The following is a 26,264-nucleotide window of genomic DNA, read 5'->3' as shown; positions in this document are numbered from 1 at the left end:
GCCCGAGGAGAAACAAGGGGAGGGCGGGTGGGAGAACCACGTGCCCGAGGCGCTCGCGCCGATTCTGACCGAATTCTCCTTGAGATAGTCATTTCCTGATCAAGCGCCGGAGCGCTTCCCGGGACGGCGGGGGGTCGGCTTCTTACGCTCGTCCAGACATGTCCACATCTCTGGTTTCGGGGGCGGGGAAGTTGCGAATCATCAGATATCTGGCGATCTCCGCCATGGCGGGCCTGGTGATGATCGGATTCCTGGGCCTCACTCCCACCTGGGCGGACGAGGGTTCCGGGCCGATCGGAATCCGGCTGATGGACGCGCCGGCCGTGCGCCGCGGCGACCCGCGCGCCCGGATCCACATCGTCGACCACCTGTCGCCGGGCGCCACGATAAGCCGCCTGCTCCAGGTGACCAGCACATCCCGCCGCCCGCAACGCGTGCAGCTCTACCCGGGCGCGGCCAGCGTGGGCAGGCACCGCTTCATCTCCGCACCGGACCGCCTCGGCAACGAACTCACCGAATGGGTACGGTTCGACCGCACCTCCCTCACGCTCCCTCCCCGCGGCCGCACCACCGTCAAGGCCACGATCAAGGTCCCCCGGACAGCCTGGCGCGGCGAACGTTACGGCGTCCTGTGGGCCGAAGCCGAACCAATCGGAGACACCGAGGAAACCCACCGCGTAGGAGTCCGGATATATCTGGACGTGGGTGCTGGCGGCGAACCACCAACGGACTTCCGGATCGAGCAGCTGATCGCGCTTCGCAGCCCCACCGGACGTCCCGAGTTCCGCGCAGTCGTCCACAACAGCGGCCAGCGCGCGGTGGACATGTCCGGCACGCTCCGCCTGACCGACGGCCCCGGCGGCGCGAGCGCGGGCCCGTTCCCGGTCAACCATGGCATCTCCCTGCCCCCCGGCGGACGCGGACGCGTCGTGATCCCCCTGGCCAGCGGCCTCGGCGACGGCCCCTGGCAGGCCACGCTCTACCTGGCCAGCGGCAGAACCCAGCGCAGCGCCGACACCACGATCACCTTCCCCAAAGCAGGCGAGGCGCCGGTGGTGAAACTGACCGGCATCCTCGGCACCGCCGTAGCCGTGACCCCGCGCAACGGCGCGCTCGCCGCCGGCGGGTTCGTGATCGTGCTGATGTCAGGCTTCGCCCTGTTCCGCAGGCTACGCACCAGCCGATGACTCGATGGCATAGTGGACAAAGTGACCAGCGATGAGACGCGGGACGGAGTCTCGCTGACCAATCTCGACCAGCCGCTGTTCGACGGTTCGAACGCGACGAAACGGGATCTGGTCAACTACCTGGACGCGGTCCACGACCGCATCATCCCCGCCCTGCGCGGCCGCCCCCTATCCGTGATCCGGGTACGCCCCGGCCAGCCCCCCTTCGTCCAGAAGAACGTCCCCAAATACACCCCTTCCTGGGTGAAAACCGTCCCCGTCTGGGCGGAAGCCTCCCACCGCGAAATCTCGTACGCCCTGTGCGACGACCGCAAGACCCTGCTCTGGTTCGGCAACCAGCGCGCCGTCGAATACCACCCCGCCCTGTTCCGCGACACCCACTTCACCCACCTGATCCTCGACCTCGACCCCCCGGAAGGCGAGTCGTTCCCCCTGGTCATCCAGGCCGCCCGCCTGGTACGCCAAGCCCTGGACGACTCCGGCCTGACCGGCGCCGTGAAAACCAGCGGCGCCAAGGGCGTGCACATCTTCATCCCGGTCGCCGACGGAATCCCGATCGAAGACCTAGCCGCCGCCACCCGAGCCTTGGCCGCCCGGGCCGAACGCGTGGACCCCACGCTGGCCACGACGGCATTCATCCGCGAGGACCGCGCGGGCAAGGTGTTCCTCGACTCCACCCGAGCAGGCGGCGCAACCGTGGCAGCCGCGTACAGCCCGAGGATCCGGCCAGGCACTCCGGTCTCGTTCCCGGTGTCGTGGGAGGACCTGGATCAGGTCGTGCCAGGAGATTTCACCATTCACACCGCTCCGGACCTACTCGGCAACGGAGATCCATGGGCGGAACGCATGCCGGAACCCCAGCAGCTTCCGCCCGATCTGATCGAGGAAGGACACACGATCCCTGTCGCCCGCGTCCAGGCCATGCATGAAGGCAAACGCCGGGCCCGGGCCCGGCGCGAGGGTTGACCTAGCACAATGAGCAGCTCGCTCAGTTGCTCGCCGTTATCCGGCGCCGTTAACGCTGGCGGTGGTCCTCGCCGCACCGGCGCTAGGAGTGGTAGCGGCATTCCGTTAGGGGGCTCTTAGGGCCCGCGGAGCAATAACTCATAGATCCTCAAGCCACCGACCTCGGCGAACCCTTGGCGAGCGCGCAAGTTAATTCGCGGCGGGCCCTTTGGAGGATTCGTCGGACGACGCGCAATTCGGCCATCTGACCGTATACGGTACACGTGTGCACCAGATCACCCCCAGCTTGATGTAGATGCGCGCCTTCGTCATCACCGGCCCGCGCACCGCCGAAGTCCAGGAGGTCGAGCCGCCCGTCCCCGGCCGGGATGAGGTGGTCGTGGACGTCGAGCGGGCCGGAGTCTGCGGGACCGACGCCGAGTTCTTCGCCGGCGAGATGGCTTACGTGCACTCCGGGGACGCCCCCTACCCGATCAGGATCGGCCACGAGTGGATGGGCGCCATCTCGGCCGTCGGTGAAGGGGTCGATCCCAGCTGGCTCGGCCGCCGGGTCACCGCCGACACCATGCTCGGCTGCCGCCGCTGCGAACGCTGCGCGGCGGGGCGCCAGCACCTGTGCGCCGACCGCTACGAGATCGGCATCCGCGGCGGCTGGCCCGGCGCCCTCGCCGAACGCCTCCCGGTCCCCGTCACCGCCCTGCACCCCCTGCCCGACACCGTCGACGCCACCCTCGGAGCCCTGGTCGAGCCCGGCGGCAACGCCCTGCGCGCGTTCCGCGCCGCCGAGATCGCACCCGGCGAGCGCCTCCTGGTCCTCGGACCCGGCACGATCGGCCTGCTCACCGCCCAGATCGCCGCTGCCAAAGGAGTCGAGGTCCACCTCCTCGGCCGCGACGCCCCCTCCCTGGACTTCGCCCGCTCGCTCGGCTTCCCGCACGTCTGGACCGCCGACACCCTCCCCGCCCTGCGCTGGGACGCCATCGTCGACGCCTCCACCGCGGAGACCCTCCCCGCGCTCGCCCTCGACCTGGTCGAACCCGGCCGCCGGGTGGTCTGCATCGGCATCTCCAGCGACCCCAGCCTGCTCGACACCCGCACCGCCGTGCTCCGGGAGATCACCATCGCCGGCGTGCTCAGCGCCTCCGGCGGCCTCGCCGAAACCATCGACCTGTACGCCTCCCGCGCCGTCGACCCCCGCCCCCTCGTCGCCACCACCACCGGCCTGGACGACCTACCCAGCATCCTCGCCGGAACCCGACCACCCGAATGGGGCCACGCCCCTAAGATCCACGTGGACCCCCGCCGCTGATATTCAGGGATGGCAGCCCACCGGTCGGCGGTCGCGTCGCAGGATGGAGAGCGCGATGGCCAGGCCGGACCCGGCCCTAGCGATCGCCCGGCCGCACGGTGGGCCGTGATGATCAAAGGTGCCCAAACCAGGCAAATGTGGTCTACCTTCTGTACCGTGAGTCGCAAGGGCATCCGGTTGTGAGACGCCGCACGTGGGGGTCTGTTTTCCTCGACCGGTTCCACCATCCGACGCAGGTGGTCGCCACCGGGTTCGGTGTCACCATCCTGCTCGGATCCGTGCTGCTCACCCTGCCGATGGCCACCACCACAGGGGAGCCCGCGGACTGGGTGACGGCGCTGTTCACCGCGACCTCCGCGGTGTGCGTGACCGGGCTCGTGGTGGTGGACACCGCGACGCACTGGTCGGTGTTCGGCGAGGTGGTGATCGCCGGTCTCATCCAGGTGGGCGGGCTGGGGATCATGACCCTGGCCACCCTGTTCACCGTCCTGCTCGCGGGCCGCCTCGGCCTGCGGGCGCGGATCGCGCTGCAGACCGAGACCAAGTCACTGAGCATGAGCGACGTCCGCCGGGTGGTCCGCAACGTGGTGCTGTTCGCCCTGGCGGGCGAGGCCATCACCGCCGTCTTCCTCACCGCCCGCTTCATGATCGGGTACGACGAGCCGTTCGGCGAAGCCCTCTACCTGGGCGGATTCCACGCCATCTCAGCGTTCAACAACGCGGGATTCGCGTTGTGGCCCGACAACTTAATGGGTTTTGTCAGCGATCCGTGGATCTGCCTGCCCATCGCGATCGCGGTCGTCACGGGCGGCCTCGGGTTCCCGGTCGTGTTCGAGCTGGCCCGCTCCTGGCGGCATCCCCGCCGCTGGTCGGTGCTGACCCGGGTCACGGTCGGCGTCAGCGCCATCCTGATCGTCGGCGCCACGCTCATCTACCTGGCCACCGAGTGGAACAACGCCAGGACCATGGGCCCGCTGGACGACCCCGACAAGCTGATGGCCAGCTTCTTCGCCGCCGTGATGCCACGCTCCGGCGGGTTCAACACGGTCGACATCGCGGCCATGAACCCGTCCAGCATGCTGGTCACCGACGTGCTGATGTTCATCGGCGGCGGCAGCGCCAGCACCGCCGGCGGGATCAAGGTGACCACGTTCGGGCTGCTCGCCTTCATCATCTGGGCCGAGTTGCGCGGCGAGAACAGGGTCAACGTGGGGCATCGGCGGCTGGCGGAGGCCACCCAGCGGCAGGCGGTGACGATCACCCTGGTCGGGGTGGCCCTGGTGACCATTTCCACGTATGTGCTGCTGGTGCTCACGCCGTACAGTCTGGATCGGGTGTTGTTCGAGGTGATTTCGGCCTTCGCGACGAACGGGCTGTCGACCGGGATCACGGCGGACACATCCATGGCCGCGCATGTGCTGCTGGCGGTGCTGATGTTCGTCGGCCGGATCGGGCCGCTGACGCTGGGGTCCGCGCTGGCGCTCAAGGAGCGCACCCGCCGCTTCGAACTCCCCGAGGAGAGGGTCATCGTTGGCTGAGAAGTCGAGCTACCCGGTCGTCGTGATCGGGCTGGGGCGGTTCGGGACCGCGCTGGCCCTGGAGCTCACCCGGCGCGGCACCGAAGTGCTGGCCATCGACAGGCGCCCGAAGGTCGTGCAGGGCCTGGCGGGGCAGATCACCCAGATCGCCACCGCCGACTCCACCGACATGGAGGCCCTGAAGCAGCTCGGGGTGTCGGATTTCTACCGGGCGGTGGTGGCGATCGGCGGTGACCTGGAGGCCAGCATTCTGACCACGTCGCTGCTGGTCGAGCTGGAGATCAACGACATCTGGGCGAAGGCGGTCACCGTCCAGCACGGCCAGATCCTGCGCCGCATCGGCGCCCATCATGTCGTCTTCCCCGAACACGACATGGGTGAGCGGGTCGCTCACCTGGTCAGCGGCCGGATGCTGGACTTCATGCAGGTGGACGAGGGTTTCGCGCTGGCCAAGACGCACCCGCCGAAGGAATACGTCGGCATCCCCCTGGGCAGCTCCAACCTCCGCCGCAAGTACGGCGTGACGATCGTGGCCGTCAAGAGCCCCGAGGAGCGGTTCACCTACGCCACCGCCGACACCGAACTCGCCTACGGCGACATCATCATCGTCTCCGGCCCCACCGAAGACGTCGAACGTTTCGCCGAACTCCCCTAGACGCCGCGTCAGCGCAGGCGGGGCAGGCCCATCGCGATCGCGGAGAGGGTCCGGACCATGGTCGGGATCATCTGGGGGCAGGAGGCGGCGATCTCCGGCTCCTGGGCGTAGAGCTCGGTCATGATCGGGGAGGGGTGCACGACCGGGTAGAGGGTGCCGGCGAGGGCGCTGGCGGCCATGACCAGTTCGGTGCTCTCACTCTCGGTCAGCTCGGGATGGACGGCACCCACCTCCGCGCCGAGTTCGGCCATGACCCGGAGCGCGACCAGCTTGAACTTACGGGCAGCGTCCACCGAGACGTTGTGTTCCAGGGTCGTGGAGGTCTGGCTGAGCAGGTCGCAGAAGAGCGGGCGGGCGTCCAGGGTCTCGGTGAGCACCATGATCGGGTCGCCGCCGGCGCGCAGCAGCGCGGTCACGGCGTCTGCCCACTCCTGCCAGGCCTCGGCCGCGAGTTCGAGATAGATCTCCTCGCGAGTCCCGAAATATCGCACCACATTGGACTTGGCCAGGCCCACGGCCGCCGCCACGCTGCCCAGGCTCACATGCTGGACCCCTACCTCCAGGGCCAGCTCGCGCGCGGCGGCGAGGATCGCCTCGCGCCGGAGTTGCTTCTGCTCCGGGCGCCGTGCCCGGATGAATGTCACCTGTGCCATGTCATCGCAAGCATACAGTCAACTAAAAGACGACCGTTCTTTTACGTCTTGTTAAGAGAGCACCGTTCTGTTAGCGTCCGGCAGAAGGGACATACCTATCGGGAGGGCGTCGTGGTCGACGTACGAATGCGAGTGAACGGCTCGATAGAAAAGCTCGACCTCGAGCCGCGGGTGAGTCTGCTGGACGCGCTGCGGGAACATCTCGGCTTGACCGGGACCAAGAAGGGCTGCGATCAGGGCGCCTGCGGCGCGTGCACGGTGCTGGTGGACGGCGAGCGCATCAGCTCCTGCCTGGCCCTGGCCGTGCAGTACGCCGACCGCGACATCACCACGATCGAGGGAGTCGAGGACCCGATCCAGCAGTCGTTCGTCCGCCATGACGGCTTCCAGTGCGGCTACTGCACCTCGGGCCAGATCTGTTCGGCCATCGGCATGCTGGCCGAGCACGCGGCGGGCGCGCCCAGCGCGGTGACCGGCCACCTGGCCGCCGAGCAGATCGATTTGACGCCCGAGGAGATCCGGGAGCGCATGAGCGGAAACCTGTGCCGCTGCGGCGCGTACAACGGCATCGTGGCCGCGATCCAGGAGAGCAGCCGATGAAGGATTTCGCCTACGTGAGCGCCCAGGACGTGGCCACCGCCGTCCGCGCGATCGCCGAGCCGGGGGCCAAGTTCCTCGGCGGCGGCACCAACCTGGTGGATCTGATGCGGCAGAACATCGAGCGCCCGGACACGGTGATCGACATCACCCGGCTGCCGCTGGACCGGGTCGAGGAGCTGCCGGACGGCGGCGTCCGGATCGGCGCGCTGGTCCGCAACAGCCACCTCGCCGCCCATCGGGTGATCCGCACGCGCTACCCGATGCTGGCCCAGGCGATCCTGACCGGCGCGTCCGGCCAGCTCAGAAACATGGCCACGGTCGGCGGCAACGTGCTGCAGCGCACCCGCTGCCCGTATTTCGCGGATCTGGCCGCGCGCTGCAACAAGCGCGAGCCGGGCGCGGGCTGTGACGCGATCGGCGGGTTCAACCGGAACGCGGCCATCTTCGGCGCGTCGGACAGCTGCGTGGCGACGCATCCCTCGGACATGTGCGTAGCACTGGCCGCGCTGGACGCCACGATCGAGCTGGAGAGCGTGCGCGGGGTGCGGCGGCTCCCGCTGGTCGGCTTCCACATGCTGCCCGGAGACTCCCCGCAGCATGAGACGGCGATCGCCGCCGACGAGCTGATCACCGCGATCGAGCTGCCCGAGCTTCCGGTGGCCGCGCGGTCGCGGTATCGCAAGGTGCGCGACCGTGCGTCGTACGCGTTCGCGCTGGTCAGCGTGGCCGCCGCGCTGGAGGTCAGGGACGGTGTGATCACCGAGGCCCGGCTGGCGCTGGGCGGGGTGGCCGCCCGGCCGTGGCGGGCGCACGCGGCGGAGCGTGCGCTGATGGGCGGCCCGGCGACGGAGGAGCGGTTCCGGCTGGCCGCCGACGCGGAGCTGGAGGGCGCGGTGGCGCAGTCCCAGAACGCGTTCAAGATCGAGCTGGCCGGGCGGGCGATCACGGCGACGCTGCGGCAGTTGCAGGTGGAGGGGAGCGCGGCATGACGTATGTGGGACAGCCGGTCGATCGGCTTGACGGCACTGCCAAGGTCACGGGGGAGGCGCGGTACTCGGCGGAGTATCCGTACCCGAATATGGCTTATGCCGCTCTTGTGCACTCGACGATCGCGCGCGGGCGGATCACGCGGATCGACTCGGCGACGGCGCGGAAAACGCCGGGCGTGCTGGCGGTGATCACACACGAGAACGCGCCGCCGATGAAACCCGCGCCGAAGATGACCCCGATGGATTTGAGCACGCTCGCCACCGGCACGACGGTCAACTACCTGAACACCGACGAAGTGCACTGGAACGGGCAGCCCATCGCGGTGGTGGTGGCCGAGACGCTGGAAGCCGCGCGGGAGGCCGCGCACCTGGTCGAGGTGGAGTACGCCGAGTTCCCCGCCGTGCTGGACTTCGCCGCTGAGGAAGGCAACGCGACGCCGCAGAAGAACAGCTTGATCTCGGAGGGGGGAGCCAAGAAGGGCGACCCCGACGCGGCGCTGGCGGCGGCGCCGTTCTCGCTCGATCTGCGGTACACGACGCCGGGGCACAACCACAACGCGATCGAACCCCACTCGACCACCGCGTTCTGGGACAAGGATCGGCTGATCCTGCACGAGGGCAGCCAGAACATCGCCTGGACGCAGGGGCATCTGGCGGTCCGGTTCGACGTGCCCAAGGAGAACATCCGGGTGATCTCGCCGTTCGTCGGCGGCGCGTTCGGCGGCAAGACCATGGTGTGGCCCGGCACGGTGCTCACCGTGCTCGCCGCGAAGGTGACGGGACGGCCGGTCAGGCTGATGCTGACCAGGGAAGGCGTCAACCGCACGGTCGGCGGGCGCACCCCGTCGATCCAGCGGGTGGCCATCGGCGCGGAGGCCGGCGGCTCGATGACCGCGCTCATCCACACCAGCATCACCCAGAACGGCAAGGTCGGCGGCGGCCCGGAACAGGTGACCTCGCAGACCCGCCACCTCTACGACGCCGCCAACCTCCAGGTCCAGCAGAACCTGGTCGAGCTGGACACGATCGCCAACACCGTCATGCGCGCCCCCGGCGAGTCGATCGGCTCGTTCGCGCTCGAAGCCACGGTGGACGAGCTCGCGTACAAGCTGGGCATGGACCCCATCGAGCTGCGCGCCCGAAACGAGCCCGCCCGCAACCCGATCGACGGCAAGGCGTTCGCCCACCGCATGCTGCTCGAATGTTACGAGGTGGGCGCCAAGGAGTTCGGCTGGGGCGAACGGTCGCCGGAACCCGGCTCGATGCGGGACGGCAAGTGGCTGATCGGCATGGGCGTCGCCTCCGCGTACCATCCGGCCTGGCAGTTCCAGGCCAACGTGACGGTACGCCTGTCGGCCGACGGAACTGTTCTGGTCCGCTGCGGCTTCCACGAGATGGGTATGGGCGCGGCGACCGCCCAGGCGCAGATCGCGGCCGACGCCCTGGGCGTGCCGCTGGGGGCGATCACCGTCGAGTACGGCGACACCGCCCTGCCCACCGGACCCGGCGCCGGCGGTTCCGGGCAGACGGCGAGCATCGCCGCCAGCCTCATCACCGCCTGCGAGAAGCTCAGGCGTTCGGTGTTCTCGGTGGCCAGGAAGACGCCGGGCTCTCCCCTACGCGGTCGCCGCTTCGCGGACGTGCGGGCCAAGGACGGCGGCCTCTACGACGGTTCGCGGGGTGAGAGCTACCAGGAGATCCTGCGCCGCGCCGATCGCGCCTCGATCGAGGCCCAGGTCGGCTCCGACACCAGGCTCGGCGAGATCACCGGTCAGGTCAGGTTCATGTCCAAGTTCCTGATGGATCGGCGGCGCTGGGTGAAGGCCGCCTGCGGGGCGCAGTTCTGCGAGGTGCGGGTGGACTCCGACACCGGCGAGATCCGGATCTCCCGCTGGCTGGGCGTCTTCGATGTGGGCAAGGTGATCAACGCCAAGACGGCGGCCAGCCAGCTGCGCGGCGGCATCGTGATGGGCATCGGCATGGCGCTGGCCGAGGAGACCCTGGTCGATCCGCGCAACGGCCGCATCATGAACGCCGGTCTGGCGGAGTACCACGTGCCGGTGCACGCGGACATCCCCTCGATCGACATTCGCTACCTGGACGATCCCGACCCGACCATGCCGCTCGGCCTGCTCGGCATCGGCGAGGTCGGCATCGTCGGCGTCGCGGGCGCGATCGCCAACGCCGTCTACCACGCCACCGGCAAACGAGTCCGCGACCTGCCGATTACGCTGGACAAACTGCTATGACGGCCGTCTGCGTGAGATCGCAACCCCGACCAGGCAGAGGGCGCCCCCGGCGAGGGTGAGCCAGCCGGGCACCTCGGCGAGGAACGCCCAGGCCATCAGCACGACCATCGCGGGCACCACGTAGGTGGTGGCGCCCAGTTTGCCCGCGGTGGTCCTGGCCAGCGCGTACGCCCAGGTGGTGAAGGCCAGCGCGGTCGGGAACACGCCCAGATAGAGCAGGTTGAGCGTGGCCGGCAGCGGCGCGGAGCCGACCTGGTCGATCAGCTGACCGGCGAACGGCAGGCAGACGACCGCCCCGATCACGCAGCCGAAGGTGGTCACCTGCAGCGCGGACGCGTGCGCCAGCGCGGGCTTCTGGGCGACGATCGCGACGGCGTACGAGACGGCGGCCAGCACGCACAGCACGACGCCGAGCACCGAGGACGAACCCCCGCCGGACATCGAAAAGCCGACCAGGAGCGCCCCGCCGAACGAGACCGCCAGGCCGATCAGCAGCGGGCGCGGGAAGCCCTCCTTCAGCAGGTAGCCGGACAGCAGCGCGATGACGATCGGCCCGATGTTGACGAGCATCGCCGCCGTGCCCGCGTCCACCTCCTGCTCGCCCCAGTTGAGAGCCACCATGTAGACGCCGAACCAGAGCACCCCGGACACCACGATCCCCGGCCAGGCCGCCCTCGGCGGCAGCCGCTCGCCGCGCAGCAGCAGAATCACCACCAGCGTCAGCGAGCCGGCGAGCAGCCTCCCGAGCGCGAGCGCGCCGGGCGAGTAGGACGCCACCGCGCTGCGGATGGACACGAAGGCCGAAGCCCACAACACCAGGGTGACCCCGGCAGCGGCCAGCGCCCGCCTGTCCACCATCGTCACGGTCTCGTTCACCCCCCGACGATAGGCGCCGGACATGTCGGTGAGCACCGCAATATTCGGACCTCTATTTGTGCGCACCTCGCCGGGAATCCGCCCGTGCGCGGGGACACGCGGATACCCTACGCGCGTCATAAGTATGGGAACCAAGGAGCGGCATGACTGCCACCGCGGATATCGAGCAAGTGGTGCCCTTCGACGCGGCCTGTCCCCTCGTCGGAGTGGAAGAGGAATACCTCGTCGTCGACCCCGAGACGCGGGAGGCGGCCCCGCGGTCGGCCGCCGTCGTGGCCAGGGCGGCGGCGGCGCTGGGCGAGCAGGTCGGCACCGAGATCACCCGCTACCAGGTGGAGGCCAAGACCCGGCCCTGCGCCAGAACCGCCGAGCTGGAGACCCAGCTCCGCCAGATGCGCGCCGCCGTGGCGTCCGCCGCGGCCGACGAGGGGCTGCGGGTGGTCGCCTCGGGCACGGCCGTGCTCGGCGACGTGGTCCCGCCGCTGATCACCGAGAATCCCCGGTACGGCATCGGCATCGCCAACTACCGCTCGCTCCACGACGAGCAGAGCATCTGCGCCGGTCACGTCCACGTGCACCTGCCCGACCGGGAACGTGCCGTGCTGGTGAGCAACCACCTGCGGCCGTGGCTGCCGACGCTGATCGCGCTGATGGCCAACTCGCCGCTGTGGTGCGGGCGCGACACGGGTTACGCCAGCTGGCGCACGCTCTGCTGGGGCAAGTGGCCGGTGGCCGGGCCGCCGCCGTACTTCACCTCGGCCGCCGAGTACGACGAGGTGATCGCCCAGCTGACCGAGGCCAAGGTCCTGGTGGACCCGGGCACGATCTTCTGGGACATCCGCCCGTCGGCGCGGCTGCCCACGCTGGAGGTCCGGGTGACCGACGTGCCGGCCACCGCTGGGGAGTCCGCGCTGCTCGGCGCGATTGTCCGGGCGCTGGTGGTGACCGCGCTGGAACGGGTGGAACGGGGTGATCCGGGGCCGCGGATCCGGGGGGAGTTGCTGCGGGCGTCGTACTGGCAGGCGGCCAGGGATGGGCTGGCCGGGGACGCCATCGATCCGGTCAGCGGGCGGCTGCTCCCGGCGTCGGCGCAGGTGGACGCGTTGCTGGCGCTTCTTCGGCCCGCTCTGGAGGAAACCGGGGATCTTGATCTGGTGGTCGAGCGGGTGGCGCGCTTGCATGTGGTCGGGACGGGGGCGGCCCGGCAAGCCGTCGTCCACGCCCGCCGGGGTTCGGCGGCGGACGTGGTCGACGAGCTGGTGCGGGATTTCTCAGGTCAGTTGTTCGGATAGGAAGGCGTAGAGCGGCTCCACGTGGCGGACCGGGTTGCGCCAGACGGCCAGCAGGTCTTCCAGGAGGTGCCGCTCGGCGACCTTTTCGCCGTGCCGCCAGGCTCTGATCACGGGGTGCAGGAATGCGCTCTCGTGGGCCATGTCGGGGGTGGGGTCGCGCTGGATGGCGAACACGTCGCCGTAGTTCTGGCGGCCCCAGCGCAGAGTGATCGTGAAGAGTTCTTCCTGGTCAGCGAAGCGTTCGACGGCGTAGTCCTCGGGCAGATCCTGATAATGCTGGATCTGCCCGTTGGCGCGGTCGACCACGAACGCGTCGCATAGATACTCGAACTGGGTCCACAGAGCGGAACTCCAGTTCACGCGGTCGAGCATGGTCGCGCCGAGCTTCTCGTGGTCGAGTGGGATCACCTGGCGATCCAGCGGCGTGTTCTCGTAGCGCTCGGCCAGCAAGGCCGTCATCGTGCGCAGGTTGTAGCGGAAGCCGTCGATGAACGCCGACGACGCCTGCTTGAAGTCGCGGGCCTGCATAAGCGTGCCCGCGAAGTAGAGACCGTCCACGTTGGCGGACTGCCAGTCGGGGCGGATGGCAGGGATCCGCCCGTTGGGGGCCATTTCGGGTAAGCAGGAGTCGTCAAAAATGCTGCGATCCATGGTGAAGCCCGTACAACGGATGACGGAGTCGTACTCCAGCAGGGCCTGCTCGCCGTTGGCCAGCGTGTACGTGATGGCCGCTTTGAAGTGGTCCTCCTCGCGCCAGATGCGGTTGATGTCGCATTCGAGCACGCCGTGCAGGGTCTTGAACCAGTAGCTGTCGAGGAACGCGCCGTACTGGCCGCGCACGTCGCCGGGATGCTTGGTGTGCCAGGCCAGGCGTACGCCGTGCGGGCTCGCCAGGTGCACGATGGCCGCGTGCGGCAGGATCGCCTGGGCGGTCTCGAACGCCGAGTTGCCTTTGCCGATCACCAGCACCCGCTGGCCCGCGTAGGCGGAACCCTCGACCTCCATGTCCTCGTAGCCGGTCGCCAGCTCGATACCCGGAATATTGGGAATGTTCGGCCCGCCCCAGCCGGTGGCGACGATCACGCATTCGGCCACGTACGTCTCCGCGGGCGTGTGCACGTGGAATCGGCCGTCGATCTTCTCAATTCGGTCGACCGGAGTCATGAAACGTACATTGAGTTCGTGCTCGCGCTCGAAGTCGGCGAGATACCTGACAAGATCGTCGGCGCCGGGCAGGTACTCGCTCGAATACTTCGGGAACATCAGGTCGGGCGAGTCGTTGAGCAGCGAGTTCCAGTCCCACCTGAGCTTGATCTCCGGCTCGTCCTCGACGGTGTGCACCTTGTTGAGCGAGATCAGGCGGCGGTGCCGGGGGAACTCCTTGAAGAAGGCGCCGGGGGCCTCGGTGCGTTCGAGGGTGACGTAATCGGTGCCGGCGCGTTTGAGGTAGTAGCTGAGCTGGAGACCGGCGGGACCTGCGCCGATGATGAGATAGCGATGCATCAGGCCTCATCCCGGACATATCCGGCGGCCACGATGAACTGGGCCATCACCGCGTAGTCTGCCGGGTCGTCGGGGGTGAGCGCGGCCAGGCCGTCCACATACCGGTTGTACATGCAGAACGCCGCCGCGATCAGGACCGCGTCGTGGATCTCGACGTCGGACGCGCCCGCGTCCCTGGCGGCGGCGATGTGCTCCTCGGCGACCTTGCGGCCGCTCTCCTGGACCGCGCCCGCGATCATCAGCAGCGCCCTGAGCTTGGCCGAGATGGGCGCCCCGCCCAGGTCGGCGCGGACCTGCTCGACCAGGTCCATGCCTTCGGGCAGTTGGGCGGCAGCGAAGGCCGCGTGGGAGTTGTAGCAGAAGCGGCAGTCGTTCAGCGCGGACACGTAGGCCGCGATCAGCTCGCGATCCCCGCGCGGCAGCGCGTTCTCGCCCCGCAGCAGCACCTCGGCGAGGGCGCTCATCGGGCGGGCGGTCTCCGGGCGGTACTCGAACAGGCCGATGATTCCCGGTGCTTCGTTCCCCAGGGCTATGTGCGGCATGAACACTCCTTGGTGATCAGCAGGCGGTGCCTCCACACGCAGGGTGGGTGATCACCTCGTACTGGTCAACCCCGGCCATTCATGCCGCACATTGCGTACTATCCCAAACGCAGAGAATCGGCCAATACGGCCAAATATCCGTCGGTGCGCTGAGCGCGGGCCGCGTACACGGCTGGGTCGTCGGGGGCGAAAGTGTCCAAACCGTCCACGTAACGGTTGAACATGCAGAACGCCGCCGCGATGAGCACGGTGTCGTGGATTTCGAGGTCGGTGGCGCCCGCCTCCTTGGCGGTGGTGACATGCTGCTCCGACACCTTCTGGCCGGATTCCTGCACCGCTCCGGCGATGGCCAGCAGGGCCTTGAGCTTGTCGGAGATCGGGGCTCGGTTGACGTCCGCGCGGACCTTCTCCACCAGGACCAGGTCCTCGCCCAGCTGTACGGCCGCGATGGCCGCGTGCGTGGAGTAGCAGAATCGGCACGCGTTCAGCGCCGACACGTACGCCCCGATCAACTCCCGCTCGCCTCGGGAGAGCGTGCTCTCCCCGCACAACAGCACTTCCGCCAGCTCGTTCAGTGGGAGCGCGGTTTCTGGCCGGAACCGGAACAGCCCGCGTATTCCAGGTTCATCAGAGTTGAGGGTGATGTGTGGCATGAACGCCTCCTCCGCAGACGAAATCATGGTGACTTGACCAGATTCACCCGGCGAGAATTTCCCCGCATCTCCGGAAATGCGACGTTATCTGTGTTTATGGCCGCGCCTCCGGCACGGCGGGCTCGACCGCCTTCAGCCTGTGTCTTCCCTCGTCTCTCCGGCCGCTTCGCGACCTGCGTTCCTCAGTCCAGACTCAGGCGCGGTCGAGCACCCGCAATGCCTGCCCGAGGTTACAGTGACCCGCATGCCGTCCTGGACCGGTCGCGAGCAGGGCCGCGATCAGCAGTGCCAGCGGTGCGATCAGGATGAGCGTCCATGGTGAGGTGGGCGGCTGGTACTGCAACGGCATGATGCCGGCGGCGGCCCGCCACAGGATCCGGCCCAGCGCCATGCCGAGCGGGACTCCAGCGAGCAGGCCGAGCACGGTGATCGCGCTGGCCTGGGTGACGACGACCAGGCGGCACTGGCCGCGGGTCATGCCGAGGGCGCGCAGCACGGCCAGGTCGTGGCCGCGCCTGCGGACGGCGATGATCAGGGCGTGGCCGACCGCGCCGACGGCGAGCAGGGCCAGGAACGCGCCGAGCACCAGCGGCAGCACCTGGACGTTCCTGATCTCCCCGAACTGGCGGGGCACGAACGGCGTGAAGATCAGCAGTCCGCCACCCACGGTTGTCCGCAGCCGGGCCGCGACCGCCTCCGGGTCGGCGCCCTCCCGGAGCGCGAGGAGGCTGCCGTGTTCCTTGAACCCGCGGAAGACCACGTCGTAGCCGTCGGAGGTGACCCACGCGCCGGATTCGTACCCCCGGGTGGAAGTCTCCACGGCGAAGCCGACGCCGGTCACGATCAGCTCGCGGGTGCCCAGGTCGCCGGTGAGCGCGACCCGGTCGCCCACGCCCGCGCCGAGCCGCCGCGCGCTCGTCGGGGCCAGCACGACCTCGTCGCCGTTGGCCGGCGAACGTCCCTCGGTGAGCACCAGCGGGACCGGGTTGCCGACCGGGTCGAAGCTGTGCGTCACCACGGTGAGCGGGCCGATCCGCCCGGCGGCCATCCGCAGGTCGGTAACGCCGGTCACGTCGGGGTCGGCGGTCAGCGCGGAGAGCACGGGCCTGGGCGGTTGGAAGTCGTGCCCATCGAAGCCGAAGATCGCCATCAGCTGGTAGTTCTGCCCGAATCTGGCCGGGTTCCTGGCGGCGTCCGCGACCCCGGCCGAGAAGGTGAACGCGGCCAGCACCCCGAGCACCCCGGTCACCGCCCCCAGCAACGCGGGCCGGACCGGCACCCGATAGCGCCCTCGCCCGGGTTCCAGCGCGAACCTGGCGCCGACGACCACGGCCACCGGCAGGCCGAGCACGGTCATCGCCGTCACCAGCGCCGACTGCCGCCCGGGCCGCAAACGCTCGGGGCTGGTGAGGCCGGTCCATGCGGAGGCTCCGGCCGCGACCGCCACCAGGATCGGAATGAGCACAAATCCGGCACCGAGAACCAGCCAGTCCACGTCCACGCCAGGGTTCGGCTCGCGGGCTGCCGCCGCGCCGAACGGCATCCAGGAGGAGGCGGCCACCGCCAGGACGACGGCGACGATCGTGCCCGCCAAAGCGGCCAAGCCGGGGGCGATCACGCTCAGGTGGGTGCCCTGGCGGCGGGTCAGGCCCAGCGCCACCAGCGCGTTCAGTTCGGTGGCCCCGGCTGCGCCGTACCGGATGACGGCCTGGCCGATGAGGACGACTGCGGCCAGGAAGGCGGCGAGGCCGAAGGCGGCCAGGCAGGCGCTTTCGAAGGCGATGACGTTGCGGGTGTGCTGGATGGTCTCGGAGCGGCTGACCACGTCGACGCCGGGGAGCGCCGCCTGGAGGCGGGCGAGTCCGGCTTCGCCGTCGCGGAGGCGGACCAAGCCGTTGAGCGGGACCTGGGCGCGGTCGCCCAGCAGGTTGGCCCGGTAGCGGGTGAACAGGCCGGGGGACGGGATGAGTTTGCCGGGGCCGCCGACCTCGTCCGCGTACCAGAACGAGCGGATGACGCCGACGATGCGCATCCGGACCGCGGGACCCTGAGGGCCGCCGGTGTCGCGCGCGCCGATGCTGGTATCGGACTGCTCGGGGGTGGGCAGGCGGAGGGTGACGCTATCGCCCACGCCCTTGCCGACGTTGCGGACGAACTCCGCGGTGACCACGGCTTCGTCGGCTTGGACCGGGTCGGGCAGGCGGCCGCTCAACACGACCGGTCGCTCGATGGTGGCCATCGCGTCGGTGTCGGCGGGGACGAACGGGGTGATCTGGTCGTCCGGGGCCTCGTCGACAGGGAGTTCGGTGTAGCTGGGGAACGTGGTCACCGCCGCCACGCCAGGCAGGCGGCGGACGGCGTCCCAGTCGAAGCCGGACTGGTTGGGCAGGACCGAGGCGGAGGCGGGAAGCGTCACGGCGAGCAGCCGGTCCACCGCGCTGTCGCCGCGCCGGGCTCCGGCCAGGGCGGTCAGCACGGTCGCCCCGGCGAACGCCACCAGCAGCCCGAGCACGAGCAGGGATCGCAGGCGCCTGCCCAGTTCGAGCCGCAGCCAGACCACCGCAACCGGAATCACGCCGCCAGTTTCCGCTGACGTGAGCCGGGCTCGACAGGGTGCTAGCCCTCCGTCAAACCCGCGAACAGGTCGTCTTCCTGGTCAGGAGCCTCGATCTGGCAGCGGACCCGGACGAAGGCCTCATGCCCGAGGACGAGCTGCTGGGCCTCGTCCGGCAGCTGGAGCAGCCAGATGTTGTCGCTCTGGCTCGCGTGCGCGCGCAGCGCTTTGATCTTCCGGTCCACGTACGGCGTGACGTCCACGGTGGCGGTGATCAGCTCGTCCGGGGTGCCGAAGTCGGGGGACGGCTCGAAACCCAGGTCGATGCCGATCGAGCGCATGCGCTCGAACATCGCCCTGGCCCGGGTCCGGGGGATCGCCGTGTAGTAGAGCTTGTCCGGGATGCCGGTCGCCTCGGTGGCCGCGACCGCGATGCGGTGCGCCTGGATGTGATCGGGGTGACCGTAACCGCCGTTTTCGTCGTAGGTGACGACGACCTGCGGCCGGTAGCGCTCCATGAGCGCGGCGAGCTTGGCGGTGGACTCCTCGATCGGGATGTTCCAGAACGCCCGCGGGTCCTTGTTGGTGTCCCAGCCGTCCATGCCGGAGTCGCGGTAGCCGAGCAGCTCGACGTCACCGATCCCTAAATGGGCGACCGACGCCCGCAATTCGGCCAGCCGCTCCTCGGCCACGGCCTCGCCGTCGTGGCCGTCCTCGCCCGGCTTCACTCCCCCGGGTCCGTCCCCCGCCTCGCCGTTGGTGCAGGTCACCAGGACGGTACGGAACCCCGCGTCCGCGTAACGCGCCAGGATCCCCCCGGTGGTGAGCACCTCGTCGTCGGGATGAGCGTGCACGGCCATCAACGTCAGATCCATCAGCCCACCCTAAGTCACGCCTCCCCGCGCCGAAGCAGCTGCGGCAGGCTCGGCGGGCGCAGGAACCCCTCCGCGACGGCTGAGGCGATGCCGACCTTGACCAGGTCTCTGGTGTCCCCGTACGCGAGGAATCGGGGCACCCATTCGGGGTGATATTTCACGTTTGCCCGATACAGCGACTCCAGCTGCCACCAGCGGGACAGGAACAGCAGCAGCCGGCGCCAGGCCCGGATCACCGGGCCCGCGCCGATCCTGGCGCCCTCCTCGAACGCCGACCGGAAGACGGCGAAGTTCAGCGAGATCCGGTCCACGCCGAGCCCCGGGGCCGCCTCGACCAGACCGGCGACCATGAACTCCATCAGGCCGTTCTCGGCGTCCCGGTCCCGCCGCATCAGGTCGAGCGAAAGACCGGTGGCGCCCCACGGCACGAACGACAGCAGGGCCGCCTCGTCCCCGTCCGGTTTCCGCGCCTGTACCAGCACGCACTGCCCGTCCCTCGGGTCGCCGAGGCGGCCGAGGGCCATCGAGAAGCCGCGTTCCGTCTCGGTGTCGCGCCAGGCCTCGGCGCGGCCGATGATGGTGCGCATCTCCTCGGGGTTCAGTTCGTGGTGGCGGCGCACGCACAGCGTGTAACCGGCGCGTTCGACCCGGTTGACGGCCTGGCGGACGCCGCGCATCTCCCGGCCGGTGAGCGTGAACGCGGCCACGTCGATGACCGCCTCGTCGCCGAGTTCGAGGACCTTCAGGCCGCCGCGCTGGTAGGCGCGGGCGCCCTCCTCGCTGGCGCCGATCGCGGCGGGCGTCCAGCCGTACGCGGCGGCCTGGTCGGTCCAGGCGCGGATCGCGTGCTCCCACGCCTCGGGGTCGCCGACCGGGTCGCCCCCGGCCAGGCTGACGCCGTTGACGACGCGGTAGGAGACGGCCGCCTTCCCGCTGGGCGAGAAGATCGCGCTACGGTCCCGCCTGGTCGCGAAATATGCGAGCGAATCACGCTCGCCCAGGAGCTTCCGGATCCGTTCCTCGTCCTCGGGGGCCAGCACGGCCTTGGCCCGCTGCGACCGGAACAGCACCGCGAAGGCGGTGATCAGCGCGATCGCGCTCATCAGCCCGATCAGGAACGACACCCAGCTCGGCGGGTGACCCGGGTGGGGCACGTCGAACACGCCGCCGAGGGTGTGGCTGAGCGTCCACACCGCCCGCCGGTGCGGGGGCAGGGTGCCGGAGAACGCGGTGACCAGCAGGAATCCGACCACGAACGAGACGGCGAGCAGGCCGCCCAGGGTCAGGATCGCCTTGCGGGCCGACGCGGGCTGGACCCGGGCGTAGAACTCCTGGCGCGACCAGAGCATCAGCACCATCAGCAGGGTGACCACGACCAGGCTGAACGCCGTCTCGGCCAGGGTTCCCTTGCCGCCTTCGAACGTACCGCCCGGCACGTAGAGCAGCACCAGCACGCCCGCGAGGCTGAGCGCCAGGGAGATGCCGAGCAGGACCACGACCAGCCGCCAGGCGATCCGCTTGCGCCGGGCCAGCGCGCCGGCCAACAGCGCGGTGAACGCGGCGTAGGCGAGGTTGGGCGCGATGGGGAAGAGCCAGCTGTCCACGAACTCGGTCAAACCGCTCAGGCCACGCCGCAGCGGCGGGATCAGCGCGATCACCGCCGAATACACCGCGAGCACCGTCAGAGATATCGACAGCATCCGCGGCACCCGCGAACGACCACCCATGCGTTCCCCCCAGACCAACGCTACAGGCGGGAGCGCATCCGACCTGGGGACGATGCGCGCGGCACGCGGGTTTCATAGGGTTAGCCGAAACGAGGGGAGATGGTCGAGATGTTCGCCCTGACGGCAATCGCGGCGTTCGCAACGGTGTTCCTCACCGGCTGGATCGCCGGACTCTTCTACGCCTACTCGGTCTCGGTGATGCTCGCCATGGACTCCGCCGGACCGGAACACGCCGTCCCGGTCATGCGCCAGATCAACATCAAGATCCAGAACCCGGTCTTCTTCCTGTCCTTCCTGGGCACACCCCTGGTCGGCATCATCACCGGCGTCCTCGTGCTGATCGACGGCCAGACCCTCCCCGGCCTGCTCTTCCTGGCCGCCGCCGCCGTCTACCTCGGGGGCACGTTCATCCCCACCATCGCCGTCAACATCCCCCTGAACAACGCCCTCGACCACGCGACCGGCCCCGCCACCGACATCTGGACGGCCTTCGCCCCCCGCTGGAACCGCTGGAACACCCTCCGCACCCTCTTCAGCGCCGCCAGCCTCCTGGTCGCCGCCCTCGCCCTGGCCTTCTGGGCCAACACCTGGTGAGACCTATCCTGGTTAGGTGCGAGAGACCTTCACCCTGGCATCCGACTACATCCCCCTCTGCGACCTGCTCAAATACTGCGCCATCACCGAAAGCGGCGGCGAAGCCAAACACTTCATCGCCGAGGGCAACGTCCTAGTAGACGGCGAAGTCGAACTCCGCAAACGCCGCAAGGTCCGCAACGGCCAAATCGTCAGCGGCGACGGCTTCGAGATCCACGTGGTGGCAGGCTAGCTCGCACGCCCATTTGACGCCCGCTCCACTGCACGCAGGCGCCACAGGTCGGAGACGCCGGGCTTGCTGCGCGGCACACTACTCGCGCGGTCGAGGTATGGATCTCACGGTCCGTCGTACAGCCGCCGAACCAGTTCACGCATCTGTACGGTGCTGATTTCGCCACGCGCCCATCGTTCAGCGATGGCCTCGACATCGGCGCCCATCGTAAGCCCTTCAGCCTGCACCGATACCAACGCTTGCGTCAGTGACCGAGCTCTCTCAGCAGTCAGTTCGCAGGGCACTTTGAATAGCTCCTTTGACGTAGTCGTGGCAGCAAGGGTGCCGCTAAAGGCCCCGCAATGGCGGAATGGTGAGCCTCTCAGGTTGTCAAGGCTTGGGCGAGCATGAGGCCGAGGGTGGCGGAGCCTAGGGCGGCTATGAGGCTGGCGGTGATGTTGGCGGTGGCGTAGAAGCGGAAGCCTTCCTGGGCTAGGCGGATGGTTTCGTAGCTGAAGGTGGAGTAGGTGGTTAGGGCGCCGCAGAAGCCGGGGCCGAGCAGGGCGGTGACTTGGGTGGTGGCGGGGAGGCCGAGGAGGAGGCCGAGGATGAAGGAGCCGGTGACGTTGACGGTCAGGGTGCCCCAGGGGAAGACCGAGTCGTGGTGGGACTGGATGAAACGGTCGGTGAGGTAGCGGAGGGGGGCGCCGATTGCGGCGCCTAGGGCTACGAGGAGGGCGGTCATCTGATGACTAGGCGGGCGGTCACGGTGATGCCTGTCCAGGCGGCCAGGAGGGCGCCGATGAGGGTGGCCGCTGCGTAGAGGAGGGCGGTGGTGGGGGCGCCGTTGGTCATCGTCTGGTGGATGTCCAGGACATATGTGGAAAAAGTGGTGTAGCCGCCGAGGACGCCGACGCCTAGGAATGGGCGTAGGAGGCGGGCGGTCCATACCTCGGTGATCAGGACCATGAGGATGCCGATCAGGAGGCAGCCTGAGATGTTCACCAGGAAGGTGGACCAGGGGAAGCCGCCGGGTGGGTGTGGGAGTGCCACGCCGATGCCGTACCGGCCGAGGGCGCCGAGCACGCCGCCGGCGGAGATGGCGGCGAGCACGGGGAACGGCGTCGGGCGCAGTTCGGCGCGCTCGGCGGGTACGTGGAGGTCGACGTCGGAGTCGATGGGTTCGCGCATCGCGAAACCAGCATCGGTCACAAGCGGGGTTCCGCGCAAAACACCGTGCCGTTGCCGGAGAGTTCCAGGGCGCCGTCGGAAGCGGCGGCGAAGACGGCCTCCGCGGGGTGCAGTTTGAGCTCTTCCTGGGCGGCGTTCCGGATGCTTACGACGCCGTCGACGCAGATGAGGATGCGCGGCTTGTCGCCGGGGACGTGGTAGGCGTCGCCGGGGGTGAAGCGCCGGAGCTGGAACTCCGGTGACGGCGTGAGGTAGACGTCGGCCACCGGCTCGATGGCGGCGGGCTGCGCGGCGGGGTCGGTGATGCGGAGGAGTTCTTCGATGTCGATGGGCTTGGGGGTGAGCCCGGCCCGCAGCACGTTGTCGGAGCTGCCCATGATCTCCACGCCGAAGCCGTCGAGGTAGCAGTGCAGCACGCCGGCACCCAGGTAGAGGGCCTCGCCGGGGGCGAGTTGGTGGTGGCGCATCAGCAGGGGGGCCAGGACGGCGGGGTCGTTCGGGTACTGCTCGGCCAGCTGGGTGACCAGGTCGTGGTCAGCCGTCCGTACCAGGTCGTGGACCAGGGCGGGACGGTCGGCGGCGGGCCAGCCGAGCAGGATGCGGAGAGCGGCGAGCACGTCGCCGGAGGCGAGGGCGTCGGCGATGGGGGTGAGGGCGGGCAGGCCGAGGGCGGCGACCAGTTCCGCGGCCTCGCCGGGCGGGCGGAACCCGGCAAGGGCGGAGAAGGGGGTGAGCGCACAGATCATCTCGGGCTTGGGCCACGGATCGGAGTAGTTGTGGTCGCCCCGGCAGAAGCCTTCCGCGGCCTGCTCCAGCGACGGGTGGACCTGCATGGAGAGCGCCCGATCCACCGCGATCAACTTCAGCAGGTACGGCAACCGCTCCCCGAACCGCTCGATCACGGCAGCCCCGAGCTCGGCCACCGGATTCGCGGCGATGACGTCGGGCAAAGAGCGCTGCGACCCGTCGCGCGACAGCAACGATGGGCCGGAGGGATGGGCGCCGAGCCACATCTCCGCCTCGGGACCTGCCGCGGACCGCCCGGTCAGCGCGGCGATGGCCGTGCGGGAGCCCCAGGCATAGTCCTTGATCGGATTGGTCAGCAGGTCCACGTGGCGTCCTTCGGTATGTCAGCGGGCTATTCAGCTCTTATGTTGTCAATGTCAAACGAACCTGGGCTAATCCACAGGAACATTCCTCGCACATCGGCGAGGTCCTCCAGTGAACAGGACATGGCCGAGGTGAGATCGATCTCCACGGGAACGACGCTGTCCTGGTTGGCCCAGGTGAAGTTGGACTGGCACCAGGTGAATCCTGGCCCGAACTGCAGGGCCACCGCCACCGACGTGCCCGCGGGGCCGGTCTTCAGGTCCCACTTGAACTGCGACTTGTTGGCCAGGTTCACCGGTTCCGGGAATGTCGCCCCGAACCAGGCGCCGCCGGTGGAGTTGATCCGGAGGCCGGAGACGCCGTCGGTCGCGTATGCCGAGGTCTGCTCGACCGAGCCCGCGTCGGGCTGCCAGTTGCCGGGAGCCCAGCCCTGGACGCCGTCCTCGAAGGAGAACAGCTTGATCGCGCCGGTCGGGTCAGGCTTCACGGTGACGGTGATGTTGGCCACGTTGGAGGTGCGGCCGGCGGCGTCCTTGATCGTGTAGTGCGCGGTGGCGCGGCCGGCGAACTCGGCGGGCGGCGTGTACGAGACCTTGCCGTCGACCAGCGTGAAGTCCCCGGAACTGGTCTGCCGCCCGGCGGTGGCCGGATCGAGGTCGATGGTGCTGGCCTTCACATATGTCCGGTATGCGATGTCGTTGGCGGCCACGTCCAGCGTCGCCCCGGTGCCGAATTCGACGGTGGTGGCGTCGTGATCGGCTACCGGCGGCAGCGAACGCTGCCCAAATGCGAGTTCGGTCCCGGCGTTGGTCAGCGTCTGGCAGACCGGCGACGGACAGTAGACCGTGAAGCCGTCATAGTCCGGATAAAGCGTGTTGTCGTCCTGGATGCCGGACAGGATCCAGTACAGCCAGCCGGTGCCACCCGACGACCGCACCGCCTCGGTCCACTCCTGGTAGACGACGTTACGGGTGGCCTTGTCGCGCAAACCGAACTCGCCCAGCAGCGATGGCTTGCCGAGCTGGCGGGCCTTCTGGATGTGACTCTTGATCCACTCGGTGCCCCAGGCGGCGTCCTTCAGCCAGCCGTCCGGGTAGAGGTGGAAGGACATCACGTCCACGGCGGGCAGCTTGGTCAGCGCGGTGTTGTCGACGCCCTCGCCGCAGTTGATCGTCCAGTCCGAGCTGGTGGGGTCGGTGCAGCGGAAGCCCTCGTCGCCGACGCCGACCAGGTGCTTGCCGTCCTTGGACTTGATGAACCTGGTCATCTCGTCGGCCCAGGTGGTGAGGGTCTGCGGGGTGCAGGTGGCCGACGGCGGGTAGAGTCCTGAGCCCTTGCAGCGCGGCTCGTTGCCGAGCTCCCACATCATGACCGTGGGGTCGTCCTTGTATTTGACGCCGGTCAGCGTGTTGGTGCGGTTGAGGACGTGGTCGATCCAGTCCTTGTACCAGCCGCGGATGGTGGGGTCGGTGTAGAAGTCGTCGTGGTTGTCCAGGCCGGCCCAGCGGACGTACTGGTCGATGCCGCCGAAGTCCGCCCAGTTGTTGGTGAACGGGATGATCAGCTTGATGCCGGCCTGGCGGGCCTTGTAGAGGACGTAGTCGAGGCGTTCCAGGCCGTCCGCGCCGTCGTTGTAGGTGGGGCGGGTGCCGTTCCAGTACTGGAAGTAGACGCCGTCGGCCTTGCCGGCGACCGAGTTGCTGCCGTCCTGGTTGCCGATGTCGAGCCAGCCCCAGGTGCGGATGACGTTGAACTTGGCGGCTGCGGCGTCGGTGAAGACGTCGTCGGTCATCAGGCGTGATTTGTAGTGCAAGTAGTAGTTGTTGGTTCCCGAGAAGTGGAACTTCTTGCCGTTCAGCACCAGGTCAGCGCCCTGGCGTTGGACGAAGCCGTCGTTCTGGTGGGTCGCTGAGGCCGCTGGGGTGGCGATCAAGGCCGCCGATAACGCCATGGTCAGGATGGCGGTGAATCTCACGGTTGCTCCTTCAGGATGGTCGATCCCCGAGAACGAGGGCCGCGGCGCCGTACAGGCCGGCGTCGCGGCCGAGTGAGGTGGCGTCCACGCGCAGGCGGTGCAGGAAGCCCAGGCCCGCCTGGCGCGCGATGGCCTGGCGCAGCGGGACCATCAGGGTCGGGCCCGCCGCGGCGACGCCACCGCCGATGACAACGTTGTCAATGTCAAAGAGGGCGGCGGCGGTGAGGATTGCCGTGCCGAGGGCGTCGGAGGCGCGCTGGAAGGCGAGTTTGGCCACCGGGATGCCGCGTTTGGCGTCGGCCGCCAACGAACGCGCGTCGACCGCGCGCCCGGCCCAGAAGGCGGGTTCGACCGCCCGCCGCCAGCCGTTGTCGAGCGCCCAGCGCACCATGCTCGGCCCGCTGGCGATCGTCTCCACACAGCCGGTGGCCCCGCACGGGCAGGCATCCCCATCCCGGTCCACACTGATATGACCGATATGTCCGGCATTTCCGGTGGGGCCGAGGAAGGGCTGGCCGTCCACGACCACGCCGCCGCCGATCCCGGTGGACACGACGATGCCCAGCAAGGTCTTGTACGGCCCCGCGTCCGAAGCCCGCTTCCCGTACGTGCCCTGCCACCATTCCCCCAGCGCCATGCACTGGGCGTCCCCCGCCAGCCGCACCGGCAGCTCGGGCAGTAACTCGCTCACGGTCTTGACCAGGGGAAACTCCCGCCAGGACGGGATGTTGACCGGGCTCACCGTGCCGCCGAGCACGTCCAGCGGCCCGGCAGACCCGATGCCCACTCCGGTCAGCCCCGAATCCCCGGTCAGCCCGGGCACCGCGATCCGGCCGACCAGTTCGGCCAGCGTCGCGGTCGCGTCCGGGCCCACCGGCAGTTCCAGCCTGGCGGTGATCACCCCGGTGGGCTCCACCATGGCCGCCGCGAACTTCGTCCCTCCGATGTCGATCGCCAGAACCGTCATGTTCCGCCCCTCCGTTAAGAGAACTTTTCCGGAACCATCCCATATCGG

Annotated in this window: 25 protein-coding genes; 11 read left to right on the top strand and 14 right to left on the bottom strand. The window is 69.0% G+C overall.

Annotation, left to right across the window (positions count from 1 at the left end):
* Positions 1–158: 158 nt before the first annotated feature.
* The 5 genes from Amac_RS28620 (at position 159) to Amac_RS28600 (ending at position 5,655) form a co-directional block, all read left to right on the top strand.
* Positions 159–1,187, top strand: a complete 1,029-nt coding sequence (locus Amac_RS28620) for a hypothetical protein (RefSeq protein WP_155357512.1) — start codon at positions 159–161, stop codon at positions 1,185–1,187.
* A 21-nt stretch (positions 1,188–1,208) separates the two neighbouring features.
* Positions 1,209–2,153, top strand: coding sequence for a DNA polymerase domain-containing protein (locus tag Amac_RS28615; protein WP_155357511.1), 945 nt, complete (start codon positions 1,209–1,211; stop codon positions 2,151–2,153).
* Positions 2,154–2,448: 295 nt separating this feature from the next.
* The gene (locus tag Amac_RS28610; RefSeq protein ID WP_155357510.1) at positions 2,449–3,462 is read left to right on the top strand and encodes a zinc-dependent alcohol dehydrogenase; all 1,014 of its coding nucleotides are present in this window, start codon (positions 2,449–2,451) and stop codon (positions 3,460–3,462) included.
* Between the two features lie 179 nt (positions 3,463–3,641).
* Positions 3,642–5,000, top strand: coding sequence for a TrkH family potassium uptake protein (locus Amac_RS28605; protein WP_155357509.1), 1,359 nt, complete (start codon positions 3,642–3,644; stop codon positions 4,998–5,000).
* Positions 4,993–5,655 (top strand): potassium channel family protein, encoded by a 663-nt coding sequence (locus tag Amac_RS28600; RefSeq protein ID WP_155357508.1) that lies wholly within the window; start codon positions 4,993–4,995, stop codon positions 5,653–5,655. The genes Amac_RS28605 and Amac_RS28600 overlap by 8 nt, the downstream gene beginning before the upstream one ends.
* A gap of 8 nt (positions 5,656–5,663) precedes the next feature.
* Here Amac_RS28600 and Amac_RS28595 read toward each other — a convergent pair whose 3' ends face one another.
* Positions 5,664–6,308 carry a TetR/AcrR family transcriptional regulator gene (locus Amac_RS28595; RefSeq protein ID WP_155357507.1) on the bottom strand — a complete coding sequence of 215 codons (645 nt, stop codon included), beginning with the start codon at positions 6,306–6,308 and terminating at the stop codon, positions 5,664–5,666.
* 126 nt (positions 6,309–6,434) lie between these two features.
* On the opposite strand from Amac_RS28595, the gene Amac_RS28590 reads away from it, so the two are divergent.
* Genes Amac_RS28590 through Amac_RS28580 form a run of 3 tightly spaced genes read left to right on the top strand, consistent with a single transcriptional unit; the run spans position 6,435 to position 10,146 of the window.
* Positions 6,435–6,908 carry a 2Fe-2S iron-sulfur cluster-binding protein gene (locus Amac_RS28590; protein ID WP_170322726.1) on the top strand — a complete coding sequence of 158 codons (474 nt, stop codon included), beginning with the start codon at positions 6,435–6,437 and terminating at the stop codon, positions 6,906–6,908.
* Positions 6,905–7,897: an FAD binding domain-containing protein gene (locus Amac_RS28585; protein ID WP_155357505.1), complete on the top strand. Its 993-nt coding sequence runs from the start codon at positions 6,905–6,907 to the stop codon at positions 7,895–7,897. The genes Amac_RS28590 and Amac_RS28585 overlap by 4 nt, the downstream gene beginning before the upstream one ends.
* Positions 7,894–10,146, top strand: coding sequence for a xanthine dehydrogenase family protein molybdopterin-binding subunit (locus Amac_RS28580; protein ID WP_155357504.1), 2,253 nt, complete (start codon positions 7,894–7,896; stop codon positions 10,144–10,146). The genes Amac_RS28585 and Amac_RS28580 overlap by 4 nt, the downstream gene beginning before the upstream one ends.
* On the opposite strand, the gene Amac_RS28575 is transcribed toward Amac_RS28580, so the two are convergent.
* Positions 10,141–11,022, bottom strand: coding sequence for a DMT family transporter (locus tag Amac_RS28575; RefSeq protein WP_246268765.1), 882 nt, complete (start codon positions 11,020–11,022; stop codon positions 10,141–10,143). The two genes, Amac_RS28580 and Amac_RS28575, sit on opposite strands and share 6 nt — an antisense overlap.
* A 143-nt stretch (positions 11,023–11,165) precedes the next feature.
* Here Amac_RS28575 and Amac_RS28570 point away from each other — a divergent pair, with 143 nt between their 5' ends.
* On the top strand, positions 11,166–12,314 hold the full coding sequence (locus Amac_RS28570; RefSeq protein ID WP_155357503.1) for a carboxylate-amine ligase: 1,149 nt from the start codon (positions 11,166–11,168) through the stop codon (positions 12,312–12,314).
* Here the strand turns inward: Amac_RS28570 and Amac_RS28565 are convergent.
* The 6 genes from Amac_RS28565 to Amac_RS28540 form a co-directional block, all read right to left on the bottom strand.
* Complete coding sequence (locus Amac_RS28565) at positions 12,294–13,817, bottom strand: NAD(P)-binding domain-containing protein (RefSeq protein ID WP_155357502.1); 1,524 nt, start codon at positions 13,815–13,817, stop codon at positions 12,294–12,296. The genes Amac_RS28570 and Amac_RS28565 overlap by 21 nt on opposite strands.
* Positions 13,817–14,359 (bottom strand): carboxymuconolactone decarboxylase family protein, encoded by a 543-nt coding sequence (locus tag Amac_RS28560; protein WP_155357501.1) that lies wholly within the window; start codon positions 14,357–14,359, stop codon positions 13,817–13,819. The genes Amac_RS28565 and Amac_RS28560 overlap by 1 nt, the downstream gene beginning before the upstream one ends.
* Positions 14,360–14,457: 98 nt before the next feature.
* Positions 14,458–15,012 (bottom strand): carboxymuconolactone decarboxylase family protein, encoded by a 555-nt coding sequence (locus Amac_RS28555; RefSeq protein ID WP_155357500.1) that lies wholly within the window; start codon positions 15,010–15,012, stop codon positions 14,458–14,460.
* 193 nt (positions 15,013–15,205) lie between these two features.
* Positions 15,206–17,587, bottom strand: coding sequence for an ABC transporter permease (locus Amac_RS28550; RefSeq protein ID WP_155357499.1), 2,382 nt, complete (start codon positions 17,585–17,587; stop codon positions 15,206–15,208).
* 41 nt (positions 17,588–17,628) lie between these two features.
* Positions 17,629–18,441, bottom strand: a complete 813-nt coding sequence (locus Amac_RS28545; protein WP_155357498.1) for a PIG-L family deacetylase — start codon at positions 18,439–18,441, stop codon at positions 17,629–17,631.
* Between the two features lie 14 nt (positions 18,442–18,455).
* A complete protein-coding gene (locus Amac_RS28540) occupies positions 18,456–20,168 on the bottom strand; it encodes a phosphatidylglycerol lysyltransferase domain-containing protein (RefSeq protein ID WP_155357497.1) in 1,713 nt (570 codons plus the stop codon).
* A gap of 99 nt (positions 20,169–20,267) precedes the next feature.
* Here Amac_RS28540 and Amac_RS28535 point away from each other — a divergent pair, with 99 nt between their 5' ends.
* On the top strand, positions 20,268–20,762 hold the full coding sequence (locus tag Amac_RS28535) for an anthrone oxygenase family protein (RefSeq protein ID WP_246268762.1): 495 nt from the start codon (positions 20,268–20,270) through the stop codon (positions 20,760–20,762).
* Positions 20,763–20,778: 16 nt separating this feature from the next.
* Entirely contained in the window at positions 20,779–20,994 is a 216-nt protein-coding gene (locus tag Amac_RS28530; RefSeq protein WP_155357496.1) for an RNA-binding S4 domain-containing protein, read from the top strand.
* 104 nt (positions 20,995–21,098) lie between these two features.
* Here the strand turns inward: Amac_RS28530 and Amac_RS58085 are convergent, their stop codons facing one another.
* From Amac_RS58085 to Amac_RS28505, 6 genes are all read right to left on the bottom strand, one after another.
* Entirely contained in the window at positions 21,099–21,278 is a 180-nt protein-coding gene (locus Amac_RS58085; protein ID WP_170322692.1) for an antitoxin VbhA family protein, read from the bottom strand.
* A gap of 77 nt (positions 21,279–21,355) precedes the next feature.
* Entirely contained in the window at positions 21,356–21,718 is a 363-nt protein-coding gene (gene crcB / locus Amac_RS28525; protein ID WP_155357495.1) for a fluoride efflux transporter CrcB, read from the bottom strand.
* Positions 21,715–22,164, bottom strand: a complete 450-nt coding sequence (locus tag Amac_RS28520) for a FluC/FEX family fluoride channel (RefSeq protein WP_155357494.1) — start codon at positions 22,162–22,164, stop codon at positions 21,715–21,717. Before Amac_RS28520 ends, crcB begins: the two co-directional genes overlap by 4 nt.
* Before the next feature lie 17 nt (positions 22,165–22,181).
* Positions 22,182–23,276 (bottom strand): mannose-6-phosphate isomerase, class I, encoded by a 1,095-nt coding sequence (manA, locus tag Amac_RS28515; RefSeq protein ID WP_155357493.1) that lies wholly within the window; start codon positions 23,274–23,276, stop codon positions 22,182–22,184.
* Between the two features lie 26 nt (positions 23,277–23,302).
* The gene (locus tag Amac_RS28510) at positions 23,303–25,249 is read right to left on the bottom strand and encodes a cellulase family glycosylhydrolase (protein WP_155357492.1); all 1,947 of its coding nucleotides are present in this window, start codon (positions 25,247–25,249) and stop codon (positions 23,303–23,305) included.
* A gap of 10 nt (positions 25,250–25,259) precedes the next feature.
* Positions 25,260–26,216, bottom strand: coding sequence for an ROK family protein (locus tag Amac_RS28505; protein ID WP_155357491.1), 957 nt, complete (start codon positions 26,214–26,216; stop codon positions 25,260–25,262).
* Positions 26,217–26,264: the final 48 nt, after the last annotated feature.

The sequence above is a fragment of the Acrocarpospora macrocephala genome (assembly GCF_009687865.1).
Taxonomy (GTDB): domain Bacteria; phylum Actinomycetota; class Actinomycetes; order Streptosporangiales; family Streptosporangiaceae; genus Acrocarpospora; species Acrocarpospora macrocephala.
Note: the sequence above shows the minus strand (reverse complement) of the source record. Positions and strands in the feature narration are given on the sequence as shown.

Excerpts from the sequence above, each read along its gene's own strand:
- Amac_RS28620 (WP_155357512.1), top strand. The coding sequence starts at position 159 with ATGTCCACATCTCTGGTTTCGGGGGCGGGGAAGTTGCGAATCATCAGA.
- Amac_RS28610 (WP_155357510.1), top strand. The coding sequence starts at position 2,449 with ATGCGCGCCTTCGTCATCACCGGCCCGCGCACCGCCGAAGTCCAGGAG.
- Amac_RS28595 (WP_155357507.1), bottom strand. The coding sequence starts at position 6,308 with ATGGCACAGGTGACATTCATCCGGGCACGGCGCCCGGAGCAGAAGCAA.
- Amac_RS28590 (WP_170322726.1), top strand. The coding sequence starts at position 6,435 with ATGCGAGTGAACGGCTCGATAGAAAAGCTCGACCTCGAGCCGCGGGTG.
- Amac_RS28585 (WP_155357505.1), top strand. The coding sequence starts at position 6,905 with ATGAAGGATTTCGCCTACGTGAGCGCCCAGGACGTGGCCACCGCCGTC.
- Amac_RS28580 (WP_155357504.1), top strand. The coding sequence starts at position 7,894 with ATGACGTATGTGGGACAGCCGGTCGATCGGCTTGACGGCACTGCCAAG.
- Amac_RS28570 (WP_155357503.1), top strand. The coding sequence starts at position 11,166 with ATGACTGCCACCGCGGATATCGAGCAAGTGGTGCCCTTCGACGCGGCC.
- Amac_RS28565 (WP_155357502.1), bottom strand. The coding sequence starts at position 13,817 with ATGCATCGCTATCTCATCATCGGCGCAGGTCCCGCCGGTCTCCAGCTC.
- Amac_RS28560 (WP_155357501.1), bottom strand. The coding sequence starts at position 14,359 with ATGCCGCACATAGCCCTGGGGAACGAAGCACCGGGAATCATCGGCCTG.
- Amac_RS28555 (WP_155357500.1), bottom strand. The coding sequence starts at position 15,012 with ATGCCACACATCACCCTCAACTCTGATGAACCTGGAATACGCGGGCTG.
- Amac_RS28545 (WP_155357498.1), bottom strand. The coding sequence starts at position 18,441 with ATGGATCTGACGTTGATGGCCGTGCACGCTCATCCCGACGACGAGGTG.
- Amac_RS28540 (WP_155357497.1), bottom strand. The coding sequence starts at position 20,168 with ATGGGTGGTCGTTCGCGGGTGCCGCGGATGCTGTCGATATCTCTGACG.
- Amac_RS28535 (WP_246268762.1), top strand. The coding sequence starts at position 20,268 with ATGGTCGAGATGTTCGCCCTGACGGCAATCGCGGCGTTCGCAACGGTG.
- crcB (WP_155357495.1), bottom strand. The coding sequence starts at position 21,718 with ATGACCGCCCTCCTCGTAGCCCTAGGCGCCGCAATCGGCGCCCCCCTC.
- Amac_RS28520 (WP_155357494.1), bottom strand. The coding sequence starts at position 22,164 with ATGCGCGAACCCATCGACTCCGACGTCGACCTCCACGTACCCGCCGAG.
- Amac_RS28505 (WP_155357491.1), bottom strand. The coding sequence starts at position 26,216 with ATGACGGTTCTGGCGATCGACATCGGAGGGACGAAGTTCGCGGCGGCC.